At 53.3% G+C, this 25,145-nt stretch carries 22 protein-coding genes and 2 tRNA genes; 12 read left to right on the top strand and 12 right to left on the bottom strand.

What is annotated here, in order from left to right; all coding sequences use genetic code 11:
• Window positions 1-3 precede the first annotated feature (3 nt).
• Entirely contained in the window at window positions 4-3,309 is a 3,306-nt protein-coding gene (locus IT585_04680) for a hypothetical protein (GenBank protein MCC6962528.1), read from the top strand.
• Window positions 3,310-3,448: 139 nt separating this feature from the next.
• On the opposite strand, the gene IT585_04675 is transcribed toward IT585_04680, so the two are convergent.
• Window positions 3,449-5,272, bottom strand: coding sequence for a recombinase family protein (locus tag IT585_04675; protein ID MCC6962527.1), 1,824 nt, complete (start codon window positions 5,270-5,272; stop codon window positions 3,449-3,451).
• 100 nt (window positions 5,273-5,372) lie between these two features.
• Here IT585_04675 and lexA point away from each other — a divergent pair, with 100 nt between their 5' ends.
• The 8 genes from lexA (at window position 5,373) to IT585_04635 (ending at window position 12,275) form a co-directional block, all read left to right on the top strand.
• Window positions 5,373-6,071 (top strand): transcriptional repressor LexA, encoded by a 699-nt coding sequence (lexA, locus tag IT585_04670; GenBank protein MCC6962526.1) that lies wholly within the window; start codon window positions 5,373-5,375, stop codon window positions 6,069-6,071.
• 251 nt (window positions 6,072-6,322) lie between these two features.
• Window positions 6,323-6,529, top strand: coding sequence for a helix-turn-helix transcriptional regulator (locus IT585_04665; GenBank protein ID MCC6962525.1), 207 nt, complete (start codon window positions 6,323-6,325; stop codon window positions 6,527-6,529).
• A 218-nt stretch (window positions 6,530-6,747) separates the two neighbouring features.
• The gene (locus IT585_04660; protein MCC6962524.1) at window positions 6,748-7,260 is read left to right on the top strand and encodes a crossover junction endodeoxyribonuclease RuvC; all 513 of its coding nucleotides are present in this window, start codon (window positions 6,748-6,750) and stop codon (window positions 7,258-7,260) included.
• Entirely contained in the window at window positions 7,238-8,179 is a 942-nt protein-coding gene (locus tag IT585_04655) for a replication-relaxation family protein (GenBank protein MCC6962523.1), read from the top strand. Before IT585_04660 ends, IT585_04655 begins: the two co-directional genes overlap by 23 nt.
• A 186-nt stretch (window positions 8,180-8,365) precedes the next feature.
• Entirely contained in the window at window positions 8,366-9,991 is a 1,626-nt protein-coding gene (locus tag IT585_04650) for a TraM recognition domain-containing protein (GenBank protein MCC6962522.1), read from the top strand.
• Window positions 9,992-10,885, top strand: a complete 894-nt coding sequence (locus IT585_04645; GenBank protein ID MCC6962521.1) for a replication-relaxation family protein — start codon at window positions 9,992-9,994, stop codon at window positions 10,883-10,885.
• A gap of 78 nt (window positions 10,886-10,963) precedes the next feature.
• A complete protein-coding gene (locus IT585_04640) occupies window positions 10,964-11,719 on the top strand; it encodes a hypothetical protein (protein MCC6962520.1) in 756 nt (251 codons plus the stop codon).
• Window positions 11,720-11,765: 46 nt separating this feature from the next.
• The gene (locus IT585_04635) at window positions 11,766-12,275 is read left to right on the top strand and encodes a hypothetical protein (GenBank protein MCC6962519.1); all 510 of its coding nucleotides are present in this window, start codon (window positions 11,766-11,768) and stop codon (window positions 12,273-12,275) included.
• 309 nt (window positions 12,276-12,584) lie between these two features.
• Here IT585_04635 and IT585_04630 read toward each other — a convergent pair whose 3' ends face one another.
• The 4 genes from IT585_04630 to IT585_04615 form a co-directional block, all read right to left on the bottom strand.
• Window positions 12,585-13,343, bottom strand: coding sequence for a hypothetical protein (locus tag IT585_04630; GenBank protein MCC6962518.1), 759 nt, complete (start codon window positions 13,341-13,343; stop codon window positions 12,585-12,587).
• Window positions 13,344-13,413: 70 nt separating this feature from the next.
• A complete protein-coding gene (locus tag IT585_04625; GenBank protein ID MCC6962517.1) occupies window positions 13,414-13,653 on the bottom strand; it encodes a MerR family transcriptional regulator in 240 nt (79 codons plus the stop codon).
• A 133-nt stretch (window positions 13,654-13,786) separates the two neighbouring features.
• Complete coding sequence (locus tag IT585_04620; protein MCC6962516.1) at window positions 13,787-14,722, bottom strand: tyrosine-type recombinase/integrase; 936 nt, start codon at window positions 14,720-14,722, stop codon at window positions 13,787-13,789.
• A 96-nt stretch (window positions 14,723-14,818) separates the two neighbouring features.
• Window positions 14,819-14,892: transfer RNA gene (locus tag IT585_04615), tRNA-Arg, on the bottom strand.
• A gap of 185 nt (window positions 14,893-15,077) precedes the next feature.
• Between IT585_04615 and IT585_04610 the strand changes: the two genes are divergently transcribed.
• Window positions 15,078-16,928, top strand: coding sequence for an agmatine deiminase family protein (locus IT585_04610; GenBank protein ID MCC6962515.1), 1,851 nt, complete (start codon window positions 15,078-15,080; stop codon window positions 16,926-16,928).
• 10 nt (window positions 16,929-16,938) lie between these two features.
• Here IT585_04610 and IT585_04605 read toward each other — a convergent pair whose 3' ends face one another.
• The 3 genes from IT585_04605 to IT585_04595 all read right to left on the bottom strand — a co-directional run bounded on the left by IT585_04605 (window position 16,939) and on the right by IT585_04595 (window position 18,677).
• Window positions 16,939-17,451, bottom strand: a complete 513-nt coding sequence (locus IT585_04605; GenBank protein ID MCC6962514.1) for a hypothetical protein — start codon at window positions 17,449-17,451, stop codon at window positions 16,939-16,941.
• Window positions 17,452-17,561: 110 nt separating this feature from the next.
• On the bottom strand, window positions 17,562-18,320 hold the full coding sequence (locus IT585_04600; protein ID MCC6962513.1) for a PEP-CTERM sorting domain-containing protein: 759 nt from the start codon (window positions 18,318-18,320) through the stop codon (window positions 17,562-17,564).
• Between the two features lie 280 nt (window positions 18,321-18,600).
• Window positions 18,601-18,677, bottom strand: a tRNA-Pro gene (locus IT585_04595).
• Between the two features lie 163 nt (window positions 18,678-18,840).
• Here IT585_04595 and IT585_04590 point away from each other — a divergent pair.
• Together IT585_04590 and IT585_04585 are read left to right on the top strand one after the other, a co-directional pair.
• Entirely contained in the window at window positions 18,841-20,514 is a 1,674-nt protein-coding gene (locus tag IT585_04590; GenBank protein ID MCC6962512.1) for an electron transfer flavoprotein-ubiquinone oxidoreductase, read from the top strand.
• Between the two features lie 594 nt (window positions 20,515-21,108).
• Complete coding sequence (locus IT585_04585; protein ID MCC6962511.1) at window positions 21,109-22,275, top strand: hypothetical protein; 1,167 nt, start codon at window positions 21,109-21,111, stop codon at window positions 22,273-22,275.
• A gap of 77 nt (window positions 22,276-22,352) precedes the next feature.
• Here IT585_04585 and IT585_04580 read toward each other — a convergent pair whose 3' ends face one another.
• From IT585_04580 to IT585_04565, 4 genes are all read right to left on the bottom strand, one after another.
• Window positions 22,353-22,817: a hypothetical protein gene (locus IT585_04580; protein MCC6962510.1), complete on the bottom strand. Its 465-nt coding sequence runs from the start codon at window positions 22,815-22,817 to the stop codon at window positions 22,353-22,355.
• A 33-nt stretch (window positions 22,818-22,850) separates the two neighbouring features.
• A complete protein-coding gene (locus tag IT585_04575) occupies window positions 22,851-23,207 on the bottom strand; it encodes a hypothetical protein (GenBank protein ID MCC6962509.1) in 357 nt (118 codons plus the stop codon).
• 33 nt (window positions 23,208-23,240) lie between these two features.
• The gene (locus IT585_04570; protein MCC6962508.1) at window positions 23,241-24,233 is read right to left on the bottom strand and encodes a hypothetical protein; all 993 of its coding nucleotides are present in this window, start codon (window positions 24,231-24,233) and stop codon (window positions 23,241-23,243) included.
• Between the two features lies 1 nt (window position 24,234).
• Window positions 24,235-25,145, bottom strand: a 911-nt coding sequence (locus IT585_04565) for an RHS repeat-associated core domain-containing protein (GenBank protein ID MCC6962507.1), incomplete at its 5' end; no start/stop codon positions are given.

Here is a 25,145-nt window from a genome sequence, read left to right as displayed (position 1 = left end):
CATATGCGGGATACTTCTACTCAGAAATCGTTTCAACTTCTTAAGGACCAACCTCTCCAAGGTGTCGAATCCGGTGGACGGGGGCTATTCGGGCACTGCGACATTGCTGCAACCCTAGTCCAAGTGGTGGAGAATTGTCCAACGCCCTTCACTATAGGTCTGTTCGGCAAATGGGGGTCAGGAAAAAGCACTATCGCAAACATGATTGCCGCCAATCTGAAAAATCGTTCGATTCCCGTTGTCCTTTTCGACGTTTGGAAGCATGAAGGCGACTCGCTGCGGAGATCGTTTCTGAAAGAGCTAGTGCGCCAGCTAAGGTCAGCTCCGGGAAACCCACTGGAGACCAATTTTCAGCTTAATGACCGCCTCGAACACAGTGTAAACCGCAATCATGAAGGTCGGCTTCGACTGAACAAGGAAAAGACGGCTCAGTTAGTTATCGTCTCTATCGTTCTTTTTGTTGTCCTAGCTGCAGTCGGAATCGTGGGTACGAAACTGGGCTTACCCGGCATCGTAGCGAGCGCAATCGGCACAATCTTTGGTGGGGGCTTGATTGTTTGGCTATTGAATCTCTTCACTCAAATTTTAGGAACCGAGACAACTACGTTCTCGAACGAGAAACTGCAAGACCCTCACGAATTTGAGGACGAGTTTGCACGCATAATTGTCGCATCCAAGTCCAGTCGTACGCTCATTATCTTTGACAACCTTGATCGAGTCACCCATGAGAAGGCACTTGAAACTCTTACGACCATTAAGACGTTTCTCGAACCGAAGGATCTAACGTTACCCAACAAAGGGATTGTGTTCTTGATCCCCTGCGACGATAAAGCCATTCGCGCACACATTACTGCTGTTTATGGCAAGAACTCAGCTGGGACCTCAGCCATGGCTAGCCGCGCCTTTGACCCGGATGAATTCTTGCGGAAATTCTTCAATACAGTACTCTGGATCCCCGAATTTATTTCCAGCGAATTGGAATCCTACGCTCGATCCTGTTTGAAGTCCACTGGCATCGATGACTTAAACGATGAAGGCATCGCGTGGCTTGTAACCAAAGCGTTTCGCGACAATCCTAGACAAATTATTCAGTTTGTCAATATCCTAGTATCGAACTTCCTGTTGATTCGTGAGCGAGAAGGAGAGGGCAAAGATTTTGAGCCAGAATTTGCAAAGAAGAATCGCTTAGAAATCTGCCTCTATCTTCTATTGAATCACCTATACCCGAATGTCATGGCAGAACTCAGGAATCTGAAGGCAACCTCACTTGAAGAACATCAGCTAGAATCTCTGAATTCTGTTGGAATAGACGAAAATACGGCGAAGCAGTTTCTTGCGTTTGTGAGTGAAGTTAAATCCGAAGTGCGAATGACAAATCTTCGGACATACTACGCGTTAAGGCGTTCAGACCAGGAAAAGAAGTTTCCAGGAATTGACCGGCTTTTCGAAATGCTGGAGGACAACGAGATCGCCAAGGCCAAGGAGCAAGCGCAAGGGATGGACCAGCTCGGCAATGATATAGAGGCTTTGAGCTACGCCATAAAGACCCACTTTGAGAATATAACCAACCCCACAGGGAAAGCGCACTTTTTGAACGGATTGCTTCAAATACTCACTGACCGGAAAATAACGCTAAACCAATCTTGTTACGCCCAATTTCACTCAACTCTCACGTCAGCGGAGTTTCAAGAGCGCATCGATACGATTTCGCCTAGACACCTCTATGCGAACATGCTCTCACATCATTCACAGTTTCAGCAGTCAGTTGTAGAGCGCTGGGTGCAAAGGTTGGAAGTTATCGCTCCTGAGGAGAATCTTCGAAAAACGAAGTCCCTCTTCATTGCCGAGGCTTTCGAACTCTTTGCGGAAGTACCCACATTAATCGATCAACTACAAGCTAGGGTGCAAAAAGTGCTTGCTAGCCAATTTGCCTCAGATGTCAAAACACTCCGGCTTTTCATGGCCTCCGACAAAGCGCAGTCTGCCGCTTTTTCCAAGCCATTGGTCGAGGCATTCATTCAGTCAATTTCAGACCGCGATCTTGCAGGTCTCCCCAAGTCAGAGGGACAACTCGGAGAGCTGCAGATACCAGAGCGATGGCAAATGATTCTCTCCTTCAGTAAGAGCTTGTTTGATGCCAAGCACTTCACTCTGTCCGTTACAAAATTCATCGAGCTTCTCAATTTGAAGGCCCCGATCCCGCTTTCACCAGAAGTTGAAAGAGACAGAAACGTCATATTCTTTGCCATTCGAAAGGCGCTGTCGACCTTTGGTTCTCTTGCAACCAAGGACACACCCCTTTCTCAACTCACAGATTCGATAATCACTAACGCCAACACGTTTGCGGATTGGCCGCGTCGAATCCAGGCTGTTGCCTTGTTGTTCGATCTTCACGCAATGGTTGAGGAAGCCAAGAAACCCTCAATCGCCAGTTTCATCCAGCAATTCTGTACATCAGCTACGCCAGAAGCGATTCGGTCCTGTGGTACTGAAGTCGGCGGCGTTCAGGTGCTCCTGAACGCTGGACCATTCACGTCTCCGCTTGAGCAGCGAAGCGTTGCCGAACCTGAGATGTTCAATGTGTTCTATGATGGCCTAACCGATCAGAAGAAAACCGAGTGGCTACTGAAGATTCTTGCATCTAACCCGACTGAAGCATTCCGTCGCTTCAAAGCGTTAAAGTACGAGATCCCCGATAGAGAGAAGATAGTATCGCAACTCTTAGCGGTAGCAGCTGGGTACTCTGCGGCGCAGAAGCCGGGATGCTACGAAGCTTGCATTGGATTGCGCTGCGCTGATAAGCCGGAGCTCATAGATCAGTTCGCTGACCAGCTGCTCACGCATTTGAAATTGCCCGATTCAAATAACCAGAAGATCGGCTATGATGCAGCAACTAAGGCGGATTTTCTTACGAAGAAGAATACGCGCAGTATCGTGAAAGGGATTTTCGATTGGATCGATACTTTGCCAAGTGCCAGCAAGTATCAGGTGTTCGCTCTAGAATTTATCTGCTATGCAGTTGATCAACTCAACAAGCAGGAAAAGGAAAAACTCGCCGATATCTGCCTGGATGAGTTGGTAGTAAAATCTAATGACGTCAACGCAATCAAGTTAGCGTTCAGATTACTTACGAAGATGAAACTCAGCGAGGGTGATTTCTCGAGGAACTTCGTCGATATCCAGAATTACTATAACTCATCGGCCGATCAATCAATTAAGAACGAAATACGGGATGGTCTGAGGTCACTTGACCCCAAAGATAATGGGCAAGATGACGAGTTCAGGAAATGGGTGGATTCATTGAGTTGATCCTAGGCCGAATACGAACATCTCGGCAACTTTTCCTCCCTTCCTAACATGAACGTTGTGCCTCATGCTTGAGGCATGAATGAAAGCGAAGCCAAAGAACTACCCCGTTCCGGTAACGGGATTCTGGACCATGACATCGTCAAAGCCGCGGCGACTCAACTTGCCGACATAATCTACCAATGGGTTTGGTATCGTGAGAAGCACTCTTCAAAGGACCGCCACCAGCCTTCGATGTATAGCCCAACCCGGACTGAATCTCTCGAAACAGAGCCAACACCTGTTGAAAATACCCGGCGTCCTTGATAAGCTCCAACAGACTTTGAGCGGGGCAATAGTTGCCGTTCCCGGCAACTTTCCTGCGATTCTCTGGACGATTAGGCATCCGGTTGGGACCCCACTCGGTTCTTAATCGAACTACTCGTTCGATTGAGGCCTGAGTGGGGTGATGGTCACCCCTTTGCACAGAAGCCCGTTCCAAAAGGACGGGCTTCTGTGCGTTAGTTAAGCCAGAGCCTGATCCGGTCAAAGTTCGGAAAACCGGCGTTGGAACAGCCTCGACAATTTCATTGTTTCGCACGTCGAATCGCTCCCAGGCGAGCTTGAGCAAGAGCCGCTTCAGATATTCCGGGGCTTGCTGGTAGTGGAATCCAATCGAGCCCGCGAAGGATACGACTTCCCTAACTTCATCGACATTCACTCGATTTTGAAGATCGTGATCGGCCAAACGGTGTTCTACAGTGTCGAGGTCGGCCCTGAGTTGTGTCTTCAGCCGTGTAAAGTCGGTATCATCGAGTACACCATCAAGCCACTTCCGCTCAATGTGCGTTAGTCGAGATTCCAAAGCGGTCTTCTGATTGCATAGTGCGGTACGGACTTCGACGAAAGCCTTTCTGTCTGCACACAATCGCTTAGAAAGTGCGGCGGTTGTCTCATTGATCAATCCTGAGTCGATCGTGAGAAGATCAAACAACGCCGACACGTCATTCTCAACGAGCTCAGTTCTGGCCGCGGGCTGACACCCTCCCCGCTTGTGGCAGCGGTAGTAAGCCGCCTTTTTCAGCGGATGTTTCTCGCCGATCATGCGCCTTCCACAAAACCCACAAAACAGGTATCCACGGAGCAGGAAGTCATGCCGACGTCTCCTACTCCGATTTCCACCATGACCCTTCATGACTGCCTGTACCGCACGATATAGCCCCTCGCTGATTATGGGGTTATGCGTGCCCTTGGCAGAAATCCCACCCCACTTCACGACACCGATGTAGAAAGGGTTCTGCAGAATAGTCAGAACTTTGCTGATCTGAAGCTTCTTGTGGTTCCTGGAACGTAGGCCAAGACCAAACATAACTTCCCCAAGTTCGTGGGCCGAGTAGTTGCCGGTGGCATATAGCTCGAACATGCGTTTGACAAGCGGAGCGACCGATTCGTCAACCTCGACTACCCGGTTCTGCTTGTCCTGGCCGGTGCCGACATTGCGATATCCGAGTGGCGCAAGTGCCGGCCACCCGCCACCACGGACTTTTTCTTCAAGACCTTTAATCGTTTTCCGAGACGTTATATCTGACTGAAACTGATTCACACTTGCAATGATAGTGTCGATCATGTGACCCTCAGCGCTGTCTTCAAGCATAGGCTGCGAAACCGATATGAGTTGGACGCCCGCCTTCTTAAGGACTGCCCGGATGGTCAGGTGGTCTTGCGTGTTCCTGGCTAGTCTGTCAGTGTCCTGCACGAATACCGCCTTTATCGAGTGGTCTGCTTGACAGCGAGCAAGCGCATCTTGCAGCCCGGGCCGGTGCATGTTTGTCGCCGTGCGACCGGGGTCCTTGAATACGGCCGCAACCTCGAAGCCTTGATCGACTGCCGTCTTACGACAAAGGAATTCCTGCGCGGCAAGCGAGTGATGCCCATCTTGAGCCTGTTCTTCAGTCGAGACCCTGCAATAGATTATTGCTCTTTGCATAGGAGTTTGAGTTATCGAATCATCTTGCCATAAAGACGTGTGAAATACAAGTGGTACACTAATCGAACCACGGTGTAAGCGTAGGATTAAATACAGTTGCTTGAAAAGTCTGAAAGAACTGCCGTTGCCGGCAATACTTGTGGATAACCAGACCTTGTCCGTTCGGGCATTGTTCGGTACACTATTCGTATCTATGGAGCAGCCGCTTACCCCTAAGCAAAAGCGTGTTTTGGATACCCTTCGCTTCTACCTGAAAGCGCGGGGGTTTATGCCGTCTGTGCGAGATATGGCAAAGTCCACGAAATCAGCGGTCGGGACCGTCCACGAACACCTGCAGACCCTTGAGAAAAAGGGATGGATTCACTCTAGTGGATCGGCTCGGGGAATTACTTTGGTTGAGGATGTCATAGATAGGGGCAATCTTGTCAGCGTGCCCGTTGTTGGGACTATCGCAGCTGGGTCGCCAATTGAGGCCATTGAAAACCCTGAAGACCCTGTGACACTACCGAAAGAAGCAGCCAGGCCCGGCGCCTACGGTCTGCGAGTAAAGGGTGACAGCATGATTGAAGATCACATTCTTGACGGCGACCTTGTAGTCGTACGGCAACAGGCTTCGGTCACCAATGGCGATATTGCGGTTGTGTTACTAGACGACAACACTGCCACGCTTAAGCGCGTCTACCGCGAGCGCGGCCGCATCCGGTTACAGCCAGCCAACGCCAAGATGAAACCGATCTACGTGAAGAACGCAACAATTCAGGGGAAAGTGACGGCCATTCTCCGAGTGCATAGGCGGTAGGAGTGTTTTTTTGCACTCGATGTTCGGCTTTTGTTCGGAAGACCCATAGAATCAGCGTTTCTTCAAGCTTTTCCTCCCTCATATACACATCAAGTTGCCGACTTCGGCAATTGAACGGTTTTCCCAACCCGATTACGATTCACGATACCAAGTAATCAACCTCTGTATACCCAATGCCAGCAAAGACAAAAAACAGAATCCCGAATCAAATCCGGTGCTACCGCAGACGGCGCAACCTGAAATTGCGCCAAGTGGCAAAGCTGGCCGGACTCAGGACGCCGTCGCATCTGTCGCACTGGGAGAAGGGGCGCAAGGTACCGAACCTCGAGAACGCACTTCGGCTTTCAGCGATCATCCAGTGCCCGGTCGAGATTCTGTTCTACGATCTGTTCAACGCCATACGGCACGACGTGTTTACGAAGAGACAATCCTCATTAACCAAGCGCAATGACACCTAAAGCACCGGACATGTTTATTCCCAAGACTCAAGCTGACGCCCTTGCTTTGGAGATCGCGCGCGCATTCGGCGATTCAGCCCGACTCCCATTCTACCGACAAGTCTGCGCAGCGCACAATCACAGCTTAGTCTATCGTGCATACAGAGAGGCTCTCGCGTTGCCAGAACATCAAATCAAGAAATCACGACGCGCATTATTTATCTACCTCATCCGACACTATGACCACCAAACAAACAATTCTGGCAATTGACCCTGGGCTTCGTGAGATCGGGGTCGCGCATTTCAGCGGCATTGAGCTCATAGACTACGGCGTAAAGTCGTTGCGCCGACCGGGTAATGCAAAAATGCGCACGTTGTTTCTCTGCTCAATCGTGGAAAGACTCCTTGAAGAGAAACGGCCCGACATATTCGCGCTGGAGAAAAACTCCTTTGCGAACATGCCACAAAACCAGAACCTCGTACGGGCAGTTGAGAAGCTGAAGCAGGCCGTCCGTACAGCAAAAGTTCCCATCTGGGAATTCGCACCTAACACCATCAAGAAGGAAGTAACGTGCGACGGGCGAGCCTCCAAGCGCCAAGTGGCCCATGTCCTATCCGCTCGGTACCCAGAGTTAAAGGCCTACCGGGAATCCAACCGTCGCTGGCGCGAACGCTACTACCAAAACATGTTCGATGCCGTCGCGTGCGGTCTAACCTACTTAAAACTCCATGACGAAAACCGACTCCAATAAATCACCCATTCGGATAACAGCCCGAGACAAACAGCTCCTGCAAAAGCTCTCGGAATACCGCCTGCTGTCCACCGAACAGATCAGGTATCTGCTGTACCCATCCATGAACCGGGCACGCAAGCGAATTCTACAATTGTTCCGTCACGGACTAGTGGCGCGATTCACCAGACCGGTACGGCTCGGAGAAGGTTCATCGCAGTACATCTATCGACCATCCCGGAAGGGTGAGTCGCTCATTCACCAAGAGCCGCTCGGCCCCAAGTTAGCCACTCGCAGTCTCACCGAGACTCAAGGCAAGCATGCCCTTCAGATAAACGATTTCCGCGTGGCTTTGGAATTGGCAGAACGAATCCGAGATGACTTTTCGCTGGCATATTGGAAACCCGATAGAGAAGTGAAGGTCACCGTTCCGGTCACAATCCGCCAGAAACCAGTGCAGGTCCCGATTGTGCCGGATGGAGTTTTCAGCGTCCGTATCCAAGACAAAGATTTCTTCTACATGCTCGAAATCGACCGGGCAACGACTCCCCTGAATCGAATCAGGATAAAATTGGAGGCTTATCTGAGCTTCTGGCACTCGCGACCGCATCTTGCCGACCTTGGGATTCCGACATTTCGGATCCTTTGGGTCACATCAGGAAAGCAGCGGCTCCAAAATCTCTTGGGAATCATCCAGGCCCTGACGGCCAAGTACCCTCGAACGGATATCGCTTTTCTAACCACGCAGGATCAAGTTCGGCTTGACCAACCGGAGCATATCTTGGGGAAAGTCTGGCAGCTTGTTCATCGGACGGAAGTACTGCTGACCAGTCCGTTTCCCGCCATTCCTTTTGAACGCTCCCGATCGCACCAGGTAAACCACCAGTGTGCGAACCAGAAGCCTGAGCTAGCTAAGGGCGAGCACGGGCCCGGCGGATGAGGTTTATCCTCATCTGCTGGGTGCGGGAGCGTCAATACCGCTGAAAGCGGTATTGAGTTGGGCTACCGGCCTTTCGGCAAGTGTCTTTTCACTAACAGGTTGCCGTAACCAGACTATAAAGTCCCGGAAAACAGCCGATATACAGGGAGTATACAGTCGATTAAACAGGCTGGTTTTGGGGATTTCGTGGAAGCTTTCGCCATCATTCTTATTTTTGCCATAGGCGGGGGACTGGTGCTTTGGTACCAGGGTAAGGCAGCTGAACAGAAGCGCAAAGACGCCCGTCTGGCCGAAGAGGCCGAATCGAAGCGTCTCGCTGAGTGCGAGGAGGTCGTTCGGTACTTCGCCAACTTCTACGGCTATCTGGCACGAGCGGTGGTCAGCCGGGACGAACTGGCCCAGAAAATCGACACTGGAGCCACCGCGGAGGAGCTCCAGGGCTTTATTTCGGGGCGGATGCTATCAGTGGACGGAATCGAGCTCGGAAGCCACGGCAGCGGCCTTCCGGTGATCCTTCCGGACGAGTACCGGGACAAACACCTGTATGTGGTCGGAAAGTCTGGCTACGGCAAGACGAATTTCCTCCGGTATTTGATTCTCCAGGACCTGTCCCGGGGCAACGGGATCGGGGTTTTGGCCCCGGAGATGGAAATGCTCACCGAGGAGGTCCTCCCGTTCATTCCTGACGACCGGGTCGAGGATGTCATCTACTTCAACCCGAAAGACCTTGAGTTTCCGGTTGTTCTGAATCCGCTGTATTTGGAGCCGGGTGAAGACATCGACCTCCACGTGGATGAGACCTTTACCGTGCTTCAACGGGTAGTCGGCGATGGCGGCCCTCGGATGGACGAGATTCTTCGCCACAGCCTTTATGCGCTGACTGAGCGGCCGGGTTCGACCCTTATGGACTTCGAGCCGCTCTTGGACCGCCATGACGATACATTGCGGAAGGAAATTGTTCGAAACACCGACGACGAACAGACCAAGCGGTTCTTCGAACACACCTATCCGCAGCTGCCCAAGGACGCGCACTTTCCTATTATCAACCGGATTTCTCGGATCATCAGGGGTAAGTACGTGCGGAACTGCCTTTGCCCACCCATGCGAACTTCGTTGAAACCGGAAGAGGTTTCAAGGCGTTTGCTCAACATCCGGCGGGCGATGGACGAGGGCAAGATACTTTTATTCAACTTGTCAGATGGGATTCTGGGAACGGTTGCAAGCCAACTGATCGGCCAGCTCATTGTGGCCAAGTACCAAACCGCGACCATGAGCCGCGCCGATACGTCGAAAGGGAAGCGGCTGTCGCACTACCTTTACTTGGACGAATTTCAAAATTTCTGCGGTATCGCACAGCAGTCGTACAAGAAGATTCTCTCGCGGGCGCGCAAGTACAAGCTCGGCTTGATTCTCGCTCATCAACAGACGCGGCAAGTACCTTTGGAACTCTATCGGGAGATCTTAGGCAATGTCTCGACTATCGTAAGCTTTCAAGTTGCCCAGGCGGATGCTGGCAGACTCGGACCGGAGTTCATCAATCAGTATGACTTCGAAATTGAGTCGCTGCCGAAGGAGGAACTGCTAAAGCTTGGCGTCGGCGAAGCATACTGTCGGATTGGCAAGAACACGTTCCCGATGTGGGTTCCCAGAATCGACGTCGAACCAGATTTCGACCGGGCGCGTGAAGTGGTCGAATACTCGCGGCAGACGTACGGCATCCCACGAACACCAAAGACGCAGGATGACGCTCCAAGGCAAACTGGGCCTGACTCCGACCCGCTTGCTGACCTTGATCCAGACGAGGTGTTCTAAATGACGGCAAAGCGCTTCAAATTCACCGAGCGCGACAGCGAACTACTCGTGGACTTGTATAAGCATCGCTTCCTTACCACTACGCAGCTTCAGCGTTTGCACTTTCCATCGATGCAGACTGCTTACCGACGCATGCGGGTGTTGAAGGCGGCCGGGTATGTGGCGTCCTTCATGGTTGCCAACATCGATGAGTCGATTTTCATGGTATCGCTACGTGGACTGCAGGCCGTGGCCGAAGCGCTGGGCGTTGAGCGCGATCAATTGAAGTGGTCAGAGACGAAGGCGAAGCCCCGGGACTACTATTTCATGCGGCACTTCCTCGGGATCAACGATTTTCGAATCGCCCTCACACTGGCCTGCCAAGCGTCCGATGTCCGATTGCTCGGTTTTATCCCTGACTACTACGGCGAAAAATCCGAAAAAGGTGTCGTGACCAAGTACATCAGGGATGTGATCTGCGATGTTACGCACGAGCGTCGAGAGGTCGCCCACACTCCGGACGGCGTCTTTGCCCTTGAACGTGACGGCAAACACGCGTTGTTCTTTTTGGAAATAGATAGAGGCACAGAGGTTATCTCCGATCCAAGTAAGGGGTTGTCAAAGGCTCTGGCGTTTTATTCGGAGTACTTGCTTAGCGGCAAATACCAGCGGTATGCCAGTGACTTTTCGGTTGGCCAATTCAAAGGGTTCAGGACATTACTCGTGACCTCGAGCAGTGACCGACTCGAAAACATACGGCGCACGGCCTCGACACTGCCAGCGCCGGAAAAAGCGAAACAGTTCTTTTGGCTTACCACGTTTGAGCTGGTCGAATCGAAGGGTCTACTGCAATCGATCTGGAAGTCCTCGCTCCAGAGTGATCGTACAAGCTACTCTTTGCTTGGCAGGGGATGAACTTAACGACTCGACAAGAATGATGTGACTATTTGAGGGTATACCATGAGAAATGAGATGGATGACCGCCTAAGGGAAATGTCCGACGAAGAACTGTTGGACATGATAGACAAGAACCCCGAAGATTATACACCGGAGGCAATTGCGGCCGCCAAACAGGAAGCTGAACGACGTGGCGGCATTGAAAAACTGTATGAACTTGTAGATGCGAAGTTTCAGCAAATCGCGCAACAGGAAGAACAATCTCGACTGGACGAGGCCGCATTAGAAGCCGAGAGCGTGCAGGAAGATGCGCATGGACTTCTCTCGTATGGCCTGTTCTCGGGTACCCGCACACTCAAAGACGAAACACTTTCAGAGGTCCAATTCGCGATTATCCGGGATGCAGCCGACCAGGCGGATCAGGTGATTACTGATATCAAGAAGAAGCTGGAAGCATCCAGTATGCCGCTCGATTGCCGGTGGGGAGTCGTGGAAGTCAAAACAAAAGGCTGGGTGTCACGGGTGCGGCGAGACTTCCTCATTGTCGAGTTGAGTGAATTCCCAGACTACCACACGTATATTTCAATCAGGAAATTCGGCACCTATCTCGACTGCATGCGGGCGCTCACTATCGAACCCGGATTCGTAAAGAAGTTTCTTTCCAAAAAGCTTACGGGTGATGAAGAGGCGTTGTCTGCACCCAAGAATATCTTGAAACACCAGGACCTGAATACCTGGAATGGGATCGTCAAGGACTGTATGGAACAAGCGATTGACGAACTTATCGAGCGATTAGGACGGAAACCGGGTCTGGTGCAGCGTGGCGAAAAGAAGTTCTTGGATATCTGGTAAACGATGAAAATAACACCAATAACCTATGCAGTCCGGGAGGACACTCATGGCGATTACACTCAAAGAAGAATCCATTCTGAATGAATGGACGATGATGATCGACCACGGATCCGGCAATGCCGGTACCGTGCTCTCAGCGATTCAAGCGCGTCTTCAGGAAGCCAAAATCCCTGGCGAATGCAGTTGGGCAGTGGAAGAGGTCAAAAGCTCCGGCTTTTTTGCAAAGGTCAGGCGAGACTTCTTGACCGTGAGCCTCCGCGAGTTTTCCGACTATCACATGTACATCGGGATTCGCGACTACGGCATCCACCTGGACTGCTGTCGCTTCCTGACGGTCGAACCGGGATTCCTGAAGAAGTGGGCATCGGAGAAACTCACAGGTTACGCCGACGCTTTGTCGGCACCGAAGAATATCCTCATTCACCAAGACCTTCGGGCCTGGACGACAGTCGTCCATCACGCGGTCATAAGCTCTGTTGAAGAACTCATGGTCAAGCTGGGGCAGGATACAAAGCTGCTGCAGCGCGGAAGCAAGGGATTCTTGGAGATTTGGTGACCAATAGAAAAGGCTCTCGCGATGGGGCGAGAGCCTTTATTGTTTCTGTGAAGTTCACGGCTCAAATTTCACTGAAGGTGGCGTCTCCTGAGATTCTTCAGGGAACAATCGAGATCGCTTATACTCCACCTTGTAAAGAGCGTAATTTGCTCCCGGTACTCTCTCTAACACGAGGTTTTCGCCCTTTGGTTCCTTTCGGTTCGGTGAGCGACCAGGAATGATGATTCTGTCTGGGATTACGTTATCCCAAAGAACTTTTTTCTCGTCACTCATGATTCACCTCCATTCGTTTCTATCGTTACATCAGAACTAGTTCTTTGCAAATGCCTCTAGCATGGTCTGCATGGACTTGAGTATATCATTGATTCTAATCTCATCAAACTCGGCAATGGTCTCACCCTGAGCAAGAGCCTGGAACCCCTCAGAGTTTGTCACTGCCTGTGACGAAGTTGAGGTTGTAACCAACTCTTTGAAGTCAATGCTTACTACACCAAGAAATCGCCCCGCCGAATCTTCAAGTCCATACGATACAATTGTCCGCACATCCACCATGTAGCGACTCAATTCACGGACTATATCGGTCGGTATTGCAACTCTATTGATGTAATACGTTTCAAATTCCTCCCTGGTTGCAAATTTCGGGAAGAACGATACGAAGAGGGTGCCCGGTTGGCTCCAAGCCAAACCCGTATCGCCCATATTCCATTGATATCGTGCTTTAGAATCGTTCGCTTCCTTGATTGGGTCGTCCAGCCCTCTACCGTAGCGATACTTAGCAACAATGTGGTCTCTTCTGAACGGATCCCTCCAAAAAAGAGTTATTCTCGCACCGAGCCTGCTATCAATGACATCTTGATCAATGTTTCTGCATAATCTCCAAAATATCTTTCCTTGAACCGCATCTTTTTGTTGTCTACTGCTGAAAACTATGATGAATCGCAAGACGAATAGAAGAATATAGGAGAGACCCAAGAAAAGTGTCGCTTTGGGATACGACGAATAAGCGAGAATGGCCAAGGTCCCACCCACAGCACCAATGAGGAGACCGGTAAAGTCAGACCACCGCAAGTTCCTTTGAATCCACCGGCGGCAACGATACGTTTTACTGAAGTATTGCATCCGCTCGCATCGGACGGGGTTATGCCCGTCTCATCTTTCTGCGTTCCCGGGCGACGATTTCTGCAATCTCCGACAAATTCTTACTAACTGACAAGGCGTCAATCCGTCGTTTGGCTTCGTCCACTTCATCTCGATCGTAAAAGTCTTTCATGCCATCCCGTCGGACGGGCTGGATGATCCCAAGTCGTTTGTAGTCTCTCATTACCCGAACAGATTTGTCAAAAATCGAAGCGACTTCCTCTATGTCAAGATGTCCCATATTCGTCACCGGCAACTTTCTGGTCTAACCGAAAAACTTGATTATCCGTCAATCTCCGTAGGAGCTAGACGGCAATTACTGTAAAATCACGTCAAATAACGCGAAATCACGTATACTCTGTCAATCTAAAAAATCAGAATCTCAGGGCATTAGCCGGGCTGAACCGATCATAGGTGTCGACGAGGTCTTTCGTGCTCATGTGAAGGTAATTCTGGGTCACCACCAACGACGTGTGGCCGAGAATTTTCTGCAAAATCACTGGCGATCCACCCTGGCGAATGAAGTACGTGGCAGCGCTATGACGAATCAAGTGCGGATACAAATTCACCCCGACCCTTTTCCCGATGTCCTGAATGATCTTGTGGCAATGTCGAGAAGTGATTTGATCGCCGTTCCGTTGACAGAAGACCAGATCACCAGGTATGTCCTGTCGCCAACGATTCAGGTAGAAATGCAGTGTTTTGATAGTCTTCGACCCCATCGGGACCTGTCGCTCTTTCCGGCCTTTGCCGTACACCTTGATTAGGCCCGCCCGCAGGTCCACATGTTCGAGGCGTAGCGTTATGAGTTCCTCTTTCCGGATCATGGCGTCCCAGAAGAGCATGACCATGGTCAGGTTCCGGTAGCCCTCAAACGTATTCCGGTTGAGCGATTGAAGAATCTGGCCGACTTGCTCTGGTGAGATTACCGGTTTGATTCGTTTGGAAGCTTTGATGAGTTTCAGCTTGTGAGTTGGATTCGGCTTCTTCCAGAAGCCTTCCTCTTCGAGGTAGGTAAAGAACCGCCGGTAGACGCGGATTCTGCCATTCACGGTTTCGTCAGAAACTACGCCGATCAACGACAGCAGGTAGTCTTGAATATCCTGCTTCGTAACTTTCTCGATGTCGATGCCTCTAGCCTCGAGGTGGCGGGCAAGATACCCCAATCTCTCCGCGTAGACGTTGAGCGTGCGTGGGGCCAGGTTTCGAATCTTGCAGCCGAAGACAAACGCATCGACGTACGTCTTCCAGTTCTTACCCACTTTGAAATCATCGACCGTTTCATACAATCTCTTGAGATGGTCTTCCATGACAGCTCCTACATGTCAGAGGCCCTTTAGGGTCATTTTGGCCTCATGTTTCGGTTTGTGCTGTCTCTGGAAGTCGTTGTTGCTGTGGGGATTAAATACCCCCGGCAGGACTCGAACCTGCTACCCTCTGCTTAGAAGGCAGATGCTCTATCCGAATGAGCTACGGGGGCGTGGTATGCTTGTAGTCTATTGTTCTGCAACGGGGTTGTCAACTTGAAGTTCCGCCGCCGGCGCGGCTGTAGGGGCGGCCGGAATACGGGTTGACGAATGGCGTTTTCAGGTTATCTTGAATGAAAGACCGATTTACCTGATCTGAAACTTACTGCCGAGTCATTACAACCAGATAGGACTCACAATGCATAGACTGCTGACGCTCGTTGCCCTGTTGGGGCTGCTGATCAATTATGCCGCGCCGCTGCTGGCGGAAGAGACCGAGGAATTTCTCCCGATCGGTTTGACCGAGGAGGAAAAGACGCGGCTGGATGAAATCGGAAAGAACTTCAAACCAACGGCGCCGCCCTCCGGGGTGATGCGCGCCTGCGCCGAGTGGGAGCAATGCGAGCGGGTGCTGATCCGCTGGCCGCTGGGGATTCCGGTCAGCCTGGTGGCGGAGATGTCGGAAAACATGATGGTCACGACGATCGTGGCCAGCACGTCGCAGCAGTCGAGCGCCATCAGCACGTATACCTCCGGCGGCGTCAACATGCTGAACACCGAGTTTATTATCGCCGCCACCAATTCGATCTGGACGCGCGATTACGGCCCGTGGTCGATCTTCGACGAGAACGGCAATCTCGGCTTCACCGATCATATCTACAATCGCCCGCGGCCGCAGGACGACTTAATTCCGGGGATCGTCGGCGCGGCCTGGGGGATCCCGGTCTATGCGCTGCCGCTGACGCATACCGGCGGAAATCATATGAGCGACGGCATGGGGATGTCGATGTCGGAGCGGCTGGTGTACGACGAGAATCCGACATTGACGCACGCGCAGGTCGACTCGATCATGCTGGCTTACCTGGGCAACGACTACACGGTGCTGGAATACGTGCAGACCAGCGGGATTCACCACATTGATTGCTTCGCGAAATTCCTGAATCCGAATACGATCATGGTCAAGGACGTGGCGCCGTCCGATCCGGACTACTCGCGGCTGAACGCCCGCGCGGCGGAATTGGGCGCGATGATCGGGCCGTGGGGCCAGCCGTACAAGATCGTACGGGTGTTCTGTCCGTCGGGGACGGCATACACGAATTCACTGATTCTGAACAAGAAGGTGCTGGTACCGACGTTCAGCAGTGCCTGGGATGACGACGCGCTGCAGACGTACGCCGATGCGATGCCGGGCTATGAGATCATCGGTTTTACCGGCTCGTGGCTGTCGGATGATGCGATTCATTGCCGGGCGATGGGGATTGCGGACCGGCAGATGATGTACGTCAATCACATTCCGCTCAAGACGACCGGTGATTCGGTCAATCCGTACCGGGTCAGCGCGTTTGTATTTGCGCATTCGGACGCGGCGCTGGTGATGGATTCACTCAAGGTTTACTACAGCGTCAACGGCGGGGCGTTTGCCTCGGTGGCGCTGACGGCGACGGCGTATCCCGATTCTTTCGAGGCGTTCATTCCGGCGCAGGCGCCGGGCAGCGAAATCCGGTACTATCTCAAGGCTGCTGATGCACTCGGCAAGATCGGGACATGCCCCTACATCGGCGAGGCCTGGGCGTTTGAATTCAACGTCAACGCCGCGCCGGTGATCGCGCCGCCGGACAGCTTCCTCGTGCGGACGGAGACGGCGTTCTCCTACTATCCGAACTTCACCGATCCGGACGACGTGACACATACTATCAGCTACGGCAGCTTGCCGGCTTGGCTGACCGAAAGCAACGACACGGTCAGCGGCGCGCTGCCAGCGCTGCCGCTGGTGTCGCAATTCACGGTGACGGTGGCGGATCAATTTAGCAGCGACCAGCGGACGATTACGGTGACCTCGTACGGGTGCGGCGATGCCGACGGCAATGGGAGCGTGACGATTTCGGATGCGGTGTACCTCATCACGCACATCTTCTCGGGCGGTCCGGCGCCGGTGCCGCCAGAGGGCGGCGATGCGGATTGCAGCGGGATGATCACAATCTCGGATGCGGTGTACCTGATCACGTACATCTTTGCCGGCGGTCCGGCGCCGTGCGCGAGCTGTCCGTAAACGGGCCCGACTATTCCGCCTGCAGGCGCGAGCCGAGGGCGATGATCAGGTAGCTTGCGAACGAGGGGTAGGGGTTGATGCCCGGGAACTCGGGCAGATGAGCGATGCGCAGGCAAAGGCGGCGGTAGTGGATCGCCGCAAAAGGGGCAGCGGCGACAATGGGACCATCCAGCGAGACGGCGCGGCTGTCGTACACTCCGAAGACCATGCCGATCCCGACCGGCTTAAACAGGTCGTATTCGTATCCCAGCACAAAGTAGGTGGCGCGTTTGCGGTAGGAGTCGACGAAGATGCCGCCCTCGACGGAGTAGTGCGACTTGCCGTGCTCATGGAAGACGAAACTGACGCCGCCGCCGGGATTGAATTCGTTGAAACGCTGCCCGGATTGATCGCGGCGATCGAGGTGATAGGAGAGGCCGTAGAGATTGAGGCCGAGGCGAGAATAGTCGAAGGCCCACGCGGCAGTGGCGTCAGCAGCAAGAATCAGCAGCGCGAGGCTGAGGCAGAGTCGAGTTGTCAACACGAGGGCAATGTATATGGTAACGCAGCGGAGTCCAAGCGGCGGGTGCGGGGAAAATGAAGAAGCCGTCCCAAGCGGGGCGGCTTCCAATGGCGTCGAGGTAGAACGGAATATTAGAATTTGCGGCGAGCGACACCGAGACCAAGCAGACCGAGGCCAAGGAGCATGATCGTCGTTGGTTCGGGCACCGACTCGAAGTCCTTCTCGAGCAGGTCATTGCCACACTCAACTGTGTTGTGGAAGGTGAGCTTGCTGTAGTTGCCCAGGTCCACGCCGAGGGTCGAGATGTCGAAGGAAATCTCGGTGACATAGGTATTGCCGGTCCCGGGGAGCAGGTAGCCGGTTTCGTAGTTGAGATACTCGGTAGTGAGGATATCAGCGGTGCCGAGGACGTCACCCGTAGCGACCGAAAACGCGCCGGCGGCGTTGCGGATCGAGGTGTAACTATAGTAGCTGCCGGGGATATTCGGAATCAGGTTGTAGGTGTGCACATCGAAGAGCCGGCCGGTGGCGAGGTTGATGGCGTAGTCGTACTTGTTGCCGTCGAAGCCGAAGAACAGGTCGCCGGCGGAATAGCTGCGGCCCCAATCGCTTGACCAGGCAGAGAGATTGAAGGACTTGGTCAGCGAGATGTAAAACTTAGAATCGCTGATGAAGCAGTTAAGGCCCTCCAGATCGTAGGCTTCACCGCCGCCGCCGAGTGTTCCCGGTGAGGGCAGGTAGCCGATGCCGCTCGGGTAGCTGATTTCCGAGGTGTTATTGTGTTCATCGAATTCGGTCGCGCCGAAATCATAGTAATTCCAGTTGACGGCGAAGGCGGGACCGCACAGCAGGAGGACAGTGGCAGTGGCGATCAGTAGCAGGGTTTTCATCTGAAGTATCTCCCAAAAAGTAGATAGCATAGTACAACCGCTTCCTTCTATGCAATTTGAGTGCCCAATTTGCAGGCTTTGACGTGCAAGGAGTTAGAGCAACGAAGTGAGTTCCCAAGCGTTTCAGTGTCAGTAAAATCGACAAGAACGGCGATGCTGGCAGTACGGAGTCACACCACGCGCATAAGTTGCAACGACTTAGAAAAGCGGGAGTATTCTGTCCAGTTATTGTCGGGAGGAGCGACAGAATGGGCTATTTTAAAGGCAGAACCGACGGTTATGGTCGGGGTGATAGGATTTGAACCTACGACATCTTGCTCCCAAAGCAAGCGCGCTACCAGGCTGCGCCACACCCCGACGAAGCTGCAAGGGCAATTATAGCGGCGGTCGGGGGCAAGTCAAGCGGCAAAGTCGGAGCGGCGCGGCTCGGTTTTTCCTGTCGCTGATGCGGATTGGCGGTTATCATGGGGGACAAAGTTTGTGGCAATGAATTTGACTTGATGATGATAGAGGCAAGGCAATGAGCGAAGAAATCATCCGCGAAGAGATGGAAGTTGACGTGTTGCTGGTCGGGGCCGGGCCGGCGAATCTGGCCTGCGCCTGGCGGCTGATGGACTTGATCGAGCAGGATACGGCGGCCGGCGGAAGCTTGGGGGAAGCGGTGATCATGGTGATCGAGAAGGGCTCGCACGTGGGCGCGCACTCGATCTCGGGTGCGGTGCTGGATCCGGTGGCACTTGCCGAGTTGGTCCCGAATCATCAGGAACTGGGGTCGCCGGTTAAGACGAAGGTGACGGGCGACAGCATGCTGTATCTGACGAAGGGCGGCAAGTTCGCAGTGCCGTGGGTGCCGAAGTCGATGCATCATCACGGGTGCTATATCATTTCGCTCAATGAACTGACAACCTGGATGGGGGCGCAACTGGAAGCGCGCGGGTGCCAAATCTTCCCCGGAACAGCCGGTGCCGAGCTGTTGATGGACGGCGCGAAAGTCGTCGGAGTGCAAACCGACGACAAGGGGATCAACAAGGAAGGTGAACGCAAAGCCGCGTTTGAGCCGGGGATGAATCTGAAGGCGAAGGTGACGGTGCTGGGCGAGGGGGTGCGCGGGTCACTGACGAAAAAGTTGATTGCGAATAACCGTCTTGACGCCGATCGCAATCCGCAGAACTACACGACGGGGGTGAAAGAGTTGTGGGAGTTTCCGACGGGGACATTGAAACCGGGGCAGGTGATTCACACGATGGGTTATCCGCTCGACACGCAGACTTTCGGCGGCGGGTTCATCTATAATCTATCGGATATGTTGATGTCGATCGGGTTGGTGGTGGGACTGAATTATCGCAACCCGTTCACCGAGCCGCAGGCGTTGTTCTCGAAAATGAAGCAGCATCCGCATATCGCGAGGCTGCTGGCGCCGGGCAAGATGGTGCGCTACGGCGCGAAAGCGATTCCGGAGGGCGGGTATTGGTCGATTCCGAAGAATTATGGCGATGGATTCTTGATCGTCGGCGACAGCAGCGCGTTTCTGAATCCGGCGCGGCTCAAGGGGATTCATCTGGCGATGAAATCGGGGATGTTGGCGGCGGAGACGATTTTCGAGGCGCTGAAAGCCGGGGATACCTCGGAGGCAAAGCTGGCGGCGTTCGACCGCAAGTGGCGGAGTTCCTATATTTACAGCGAAATGTACGGGCAGCGGAATTTCCATTTCATGTTCGAGCGCGGTGTCTGGTCGGCGCCCGGATTCGTGCTTGAGCATGTCTTCCGGGGATTCGGCGTGCGTCCGGACGCGAGCGAGGATCATCTCAGCATGCGCAAGACGGGGGAGTATTTCGGCACGCAGCGACCGAAGCCGGAGCAGTGGCGGCCGAAGCCGGACGGCAAGGTCATCTTCAACAAGCTCGATTCGGTGTATTACTCCGGCACGAATCACGACGAAGACCAGCCGGCGCATCTGCACGTGTCTGATCTGAACATCTGCGCGACCACATGTGTCGAGGAGTACGGTAATCCGTGCCAGTATTTTTGTCCGGCGCAGGTGTATGAGATGGAGGAACACGACGGCGGGAAGCGGCTGAAGATCAATGCCTCGAACTGCGTGCACTGCAAGACCTGCGACATCGCCGATCCGTACGCGATTATCACGTGGGTGGTTCCGGAAGGCGGCGGCGGGCCAAAGTATGATGGGCTATAGAAGACGATAGCGCTGGATAGACAGGACCCTCACCCCCGACCCCTCTCCCAGAGGGAGAGGGGCAAAGCTTTTATCTGCCCGTGTTTCGAGTGGTGGAATCACGTCAGGATCGCAGGGATCCTGACCTACGGAATCAGATTGCTTCGTCGCGGTTGAAGTTGCCGGCAGGATAGAGATTCGTTCGCTCCTCGCAATGACACCCTCACCCCTGATCTCTCTCCCAGAGGGCGAGGGGCGAAGGCGTAGGGGAGGGGCTTGTCCCCGCCCGTGACGCGAGAAGTGGTCGGACGTCAGGATCGCAGGGAGCGTGAGTCGCACGTGAGCGGTGCAGCATGGCGAAGGACACACCCCGTCTCGAGCCCGCTTCAGGGGCTCAAGACGTGGGCTTGTGGCGGGCGGTGTGATGATGAAAGTGTAGCCGTCGGCAAGGCGGGCTCGATCCATCCCTCGCGAGAAGACCTGACGCAACAGGTGGCACCATCCGGAACTCGGGCGGCTTTGAATATCAGCATACGGGCGAAAGAACATTGGCTTGAAGGAGCCGTAAGCAGGGTGTAACTTGGGCGGCGGAAACAGCAGAATTGAGGAAGGATAATGAAACGAACTTGGGTAGTGGCATTCATGGCAGTGATGTGCGCATCTGCGTGGGGAGCGGAAAAGGTAACCGTTGATCCGGTGCGGTATTCGAATGAGTACCGGTTCAAGGCAACTAACGACCAGTTCACCTTCATCTTCGGCACCACGCATCTGGAGGTCAAGTTAGCACAACTAACGAGTCCGGACTCGACCCAGCTCGATTTTTCGGCGGACGCGATCTTTGTGTCGGCCGTTGACTCGCTGACGGTGAAGCCGAATTCCAAGCCGGTGCGCATCTTCATCGAGGGTACCGGGACGACGCTCGAAGAAATCATCACCTTTGTCGAGCCGCAACGCGACACATTGAAGTTCGAACTGCTGAAGAACTATCCGATGCGGGCGCAGAGCACTCTCAAGGAGAAGCGGGAATTCTCATACGCGCAACTGACGGACACGAATCTGGTCGCATTGCGAAAGTCGTTCGATCTCGATGCGGTTGCCGGCAACGGCAGTGAGGTGGAACGGATCATCGACCTGATGCACTGGGTGCATACGCGGATTCGCCACGACGGCAATACGCCAAACCCGCTTCCGAATCCCCGCAACGCGGTCAATATCATCGCGGTCGCTGACCGGGAGAACTGGGGGATGAATTGCCGGATGCTGGCCACGGTGCTGAACGAGTGCTACCTGGCGATGGGTTTCCAGTCGCGGCATCTGACCTGTCTGCCGTTCGACATCAACGACCAGGACTGCCATGTGGTGAACATGGTGTGGTCGGACTCGCTGCGGAAATGGTTGTACATGGATCCGACGAATGATGCGTACTTCACGAACACGGCGGGTGTGATCCTGAGTCCCTGGGAAATCCGCACGGCCATGGCCGGCGGCGATTCGTTGGTCCTGCCGGAAGAGATCAACTGGAACGGTCAGCGGCAGAATCCGGTGGATTACATGAATTACATGGCGAAGAATCTCTTCCGTTTCGAGTGTCCGCAGGTGAGCGCGTATGGATACGAATCGTGGCCGGGAACGCGGTATTACATCTCACTGAATCCGACGGACTACGATCCAGGCAAGCAGACGTCGACCAAGGCGGAGAGTCCCGCGCCGGGGACGAGCACGCTGGATGAGGTGGTGACGGATGATCCAGCGGTGTTTTTTGCGGCGCCGCGGGAACGGTAGTTGACCAGTCGGGTTTCGCGCATTTAAGAGCGTGCGCGAGCGAGAGTGACAGCAACGCTGGAAACCCGAACTACGGGCTATCTCTTTCTCTCTGCCGGAAACTCACCAGGTTGGCCGGTCAGTCTGACGATACTGTCCTGATATGCCAGCGAATCCTTCAGGAATAGGGACGAATCATGAATTTGCTGCGGTGATCGCCCTGTTACACCGTAGGGGAGCAACCGCCAATCTCCGCGACCAGTCGTAGTTGGTGAGCTAAATAACCCTTTGTGAACAACTATCGTAATCACAATGGAATCGATTTCATGGTTTACGGTCACCCAATCAAACGCCAGTTTATCGGGGTATGACAGGTTCAACTCAGGACCACGAAAGACCTCGCGGGGAATATGAGCATCCCGACAGAAGTAATCAAACTCCCACTCGGCAACCTCTCGGGCTCTTGTGACAGATGATGCTGGTCCGCAGTTATTGACCACGTACACCACAATCAGGACAACGGCTAAGCCAAATATCACAAACCTTGCCAATCTTGATTTCATCTGTTCCTCATTCCCCGATCGGAGCTGAACCTGTTAAGTTGATGCCCAGATCGTCGCCCCACTGCTGACCGGTGAACGTGAACTCCGGGGTCGTGCTGCTCTGTACACGAATACGCCCCAAACTTCGTATTCCAAATTCTGCGTGACCAGTCCAAGGAAACAACTCCCGCTTATCGTCAAATACGGAGAGTCCGAACCGCGGGGGTTCGGACCTACGAACTGCTGCGCATCGTAGTTGAAGACGTTGCGCACGTTGCCCTGATGATCGGCCACGATGAAGTCTTTGGTAAACGTTCCGCTGATGATATCACCACGGCTGGCTGAACAAATTTTGCGGCCGACGGCGTAGACATTGTGTGACCAGTCGAGAAGTTTGGTGAGCTCCGACAATTCAGGACGTCAAGTGTCCGATCGACACGCAAATCAGTTTTCGACTTGATAGATGCTCACAGGTGTAACAGCAAGTAATCGTTGTCCAATTATTGTTGCCTCACCTTGGTCGTTGAGCTTTGTGTTTGCTTCGAAGAGCTCACCGTTATCCATTCGGATACAAAATAATCGATTGGATACACCATCCTGCGATTCTTCATGAGCATTCTTCCCAAGAAGTGCGTTCCGAAAGATGACCCTGAGTTCATCCTTCTCTCGAATATCCTGTTGGTCACGCGCGCTGTTGGAAGTCGGGTAAACCAAGTCTTGGTCGAGTGCCGATAGGCACACATACAGGGGAAGTACGCAGCTCCCCGTACAAGTGTCCACGAACCTGCGGAACTCCGCCCCAATCCGAAAAGCCGTTTCGATATCGTCGACAGTCGACAGAACGAGAATTGGGCCGCGGTCATAGGTCAGGGCGAGAATCATTGCTATCTCCCGGTTTCTTTGTAGCTGAGACCCATCTTCCCCGCCCGAAAGCAGTTCCCCCAACTGAGTTCTAAGCAAGTCCATGTAATACGCTGGCAATGCTCGAATACGTCCCGTTTTTCTCTCAAATCCAATTCTCACGATGCCGCCTTGAAATTCAGTCGGGTCATATTTCACTGCATATTGGGCGACCAATAGATCTGCGACACTGTCTCTGACTTCATAAATACACTGAAGTGAGATTTCTGAACTAAGCAGTGTATACGCGTAAGGATATGGTGGCTCTCCTTCGTCGTGCATTCCTTGGCCCTCAGCTTTCTGATTGACTCGCTGCATTTCTTTGATGACGCGATTCAAGAACTCTGGATTTTCAAACTGCTTGAACAGAGGACTCTCTCTCGAACTGGACTTGCTCTGTTGAAAGATCGTTGAGACTCCTCGTGGCAGTTGCGCGAACAATTCATCGATCTCGCAGGTCATGGACTGGCGCTGCCCTGCTACACATCCAGTGGTTAGCATTGCTGCCAGGATAAGTAGACGCGATTTGCGGAACATGTTAGAATCCTCCTTGCCTTGTAACGCCAAGAAATAACTCCCACATTGCCGGAGAATGGAAGAAGGCTCGCGACTGAGCTGTTAGATACAATAGCCTTCGCTGTACATTCGGGTCACTTGATGCTGGGCCATTCCCAGAATACCATGGCGTCGATGCCCAATATCTAGCCTGTGCTCCGGGTCCACATCGATCATATTTTTCCCCTGCACCGTATATTCTCTGGCCGATCGAATGCCCCACTTCGTGTACAAGAGTTGACGCAACGAGGGCACCAAATTTGGACATCAACAGCCCACGATCGCGATTATTGAGTTGAATTTTTTCTCCGGGGTAGAAGCCGTTAGCAGACTGCTTCTCACTTTGATCTCCCGCGATGTACTGGCCATGGCGTCCGCCCAAATCGGCCCACTCCACGCGACCAGCATCCAAGAAACTCATAGCCCGGTCATACATGTCTGGGCTAATGCCTACAAGTCCGCCGCTCTGGCTGTAGGCCTGCAGTGCGTCGGTCATATAGGTCTTAAGTCTGAAGACTTCCTTAGCGTCTAGTGGCGTTCCATTCATGTCTGTCGAGCTATTCGAACCGGCCGGATCACTTTGACCGCCAGAGTCGTCGCCGGGATGCATCCTAAGCCACCTGGCAAGCTCATCCACAGTCGTCACAATCGTTCCAGGATCAGCAAGCATTACCGCTCTCGCAAAAGGATCATCGTACCAACCGTATAGAGATCCGCCGATGGACCCGCCCCAATCAAGTTCTGGATTGAAATCAACACCCCATGTTTCCATCCCCGTCGGGTCAATATACCGAATCGGATTATTCCGCACATACGAATAGGGGTTGTGGTAGTCCTTCACCGGGTCGGGAGAGGAGAACCGGCCGATCGACGGATCGTAGAAGCGCGCCCCGT

This window comes from Candidatus Zixiibacteriota bacterium, assembly GCA_020853795.1.
Taxonomy (GTDB): Bacteria; Zixibacteria; MSB-5A5; order CAIYYT01; family CAIYYT01; genus JADJGC01.
This window is presented reverse-complemented; position numbering and strand designations above follow the sequence as displayed.

Bases quoted from the DNA above. Each gene is read 5' to 3' on its own strand.
- IT585_04680 (MCC6962528.1), top strand. From the start codon at position 4: ATGCGGGATACTTCTACTCAGAAATCGTTTCAACTTCTTAAGGACCAA.
- IT585_04675 (MCC6962527.1), bottom strand. From the start codon at position 5,272: ATGCAAAGAGCAATAATCTATTGCAGGGTCTCGACTGAAGAACAGGCT.
- IT585_04660 (MCC6962524.1), top strand. From the start codon at position 6,748: ATGACCACCAAACAAACAATTCTGGCAATTGACCCTGGGCTTCGTGAG.
- IT585_04655 (MCC6962523.1), top strand. From the start codon at position 7,238: ATGACGAAAACCGACTCCAATAAATCACCCATTCGGATAACAGCCCGA.
- IT585_04645 (MCC6962521.1), top strand. From the start codon at position 9,992: ATGACGGCAAAGCGCTTCAAATTCACCGAGCGCGACAGCGAACTACTC.
- IT585_04640 (MCC6962520.1), top strand. From the start codon at position 10,964: ATGTCCGACGAAGAACTGTTGGACATGATAGACAAGAACCCCGAAGAT.
- IT585_04635 (MCC6962519.1), top strand. From the start codon at position 11,766: ATGGCGATTACACTCAAAGAAGAATCCATTCTGAATGAATGGACGATG.
- IT585_04625 (MCC6962517.1), bottom strand. From the start codon at position 13,653: ATGGGACATCTTGACATAGAGGAAGTCGCTTCGATTTTTGACAAATCT.
- IT585_04620 (MCC6962516.1), bottom strand. From the start codon at position 14,722: ATGGAAGACCATCTCAAGAGATTGTATGAAACGGTCGATGATTTCAAA.
- IT585_04610 (MCC6962515.1), top strand. From the start codon at position 15,078: ATGCATAGACTGCTGACGCTCGTTGCCCTGTTGGGGCTGCTGATCAAT.
- IT585_04600 (MCC6962513.1), bottom strand. From the start codon at position 18,320: ATGAAAACCCTGCTACTGATCGCCACTGCCACTGTCCTCCTGCTGTGC.
- IT585_04590 (MCC6962512.1), top strand. From the start codon at position 18,841: ATGAGCGAAGAAATCATCCGCGAAGAGATGGAAGTTGACGTGTTGCTG.
- IT585_04585 (MCC6962511.1), top strand. From the start codon at position 21,109: ATGAAACGAACTTGGGTAGTGGCATTCATGGCAGTGATGTGCGCATCT.
- IT585_04580 (MCC6962510.1), bottom strand. From the start codon at position 22,817: ATGAAATCAAGATTGGCAAGGTTTGTGATATTTGGCTTAGCCGTTGTC.
- IT585_04570 (MCC6962508.1), bottom strand. From the start codon at position 24,233: ATGTTCCGCAAATCGCGTCTACTTATCCTGGCAGCAATGCTAACCACT.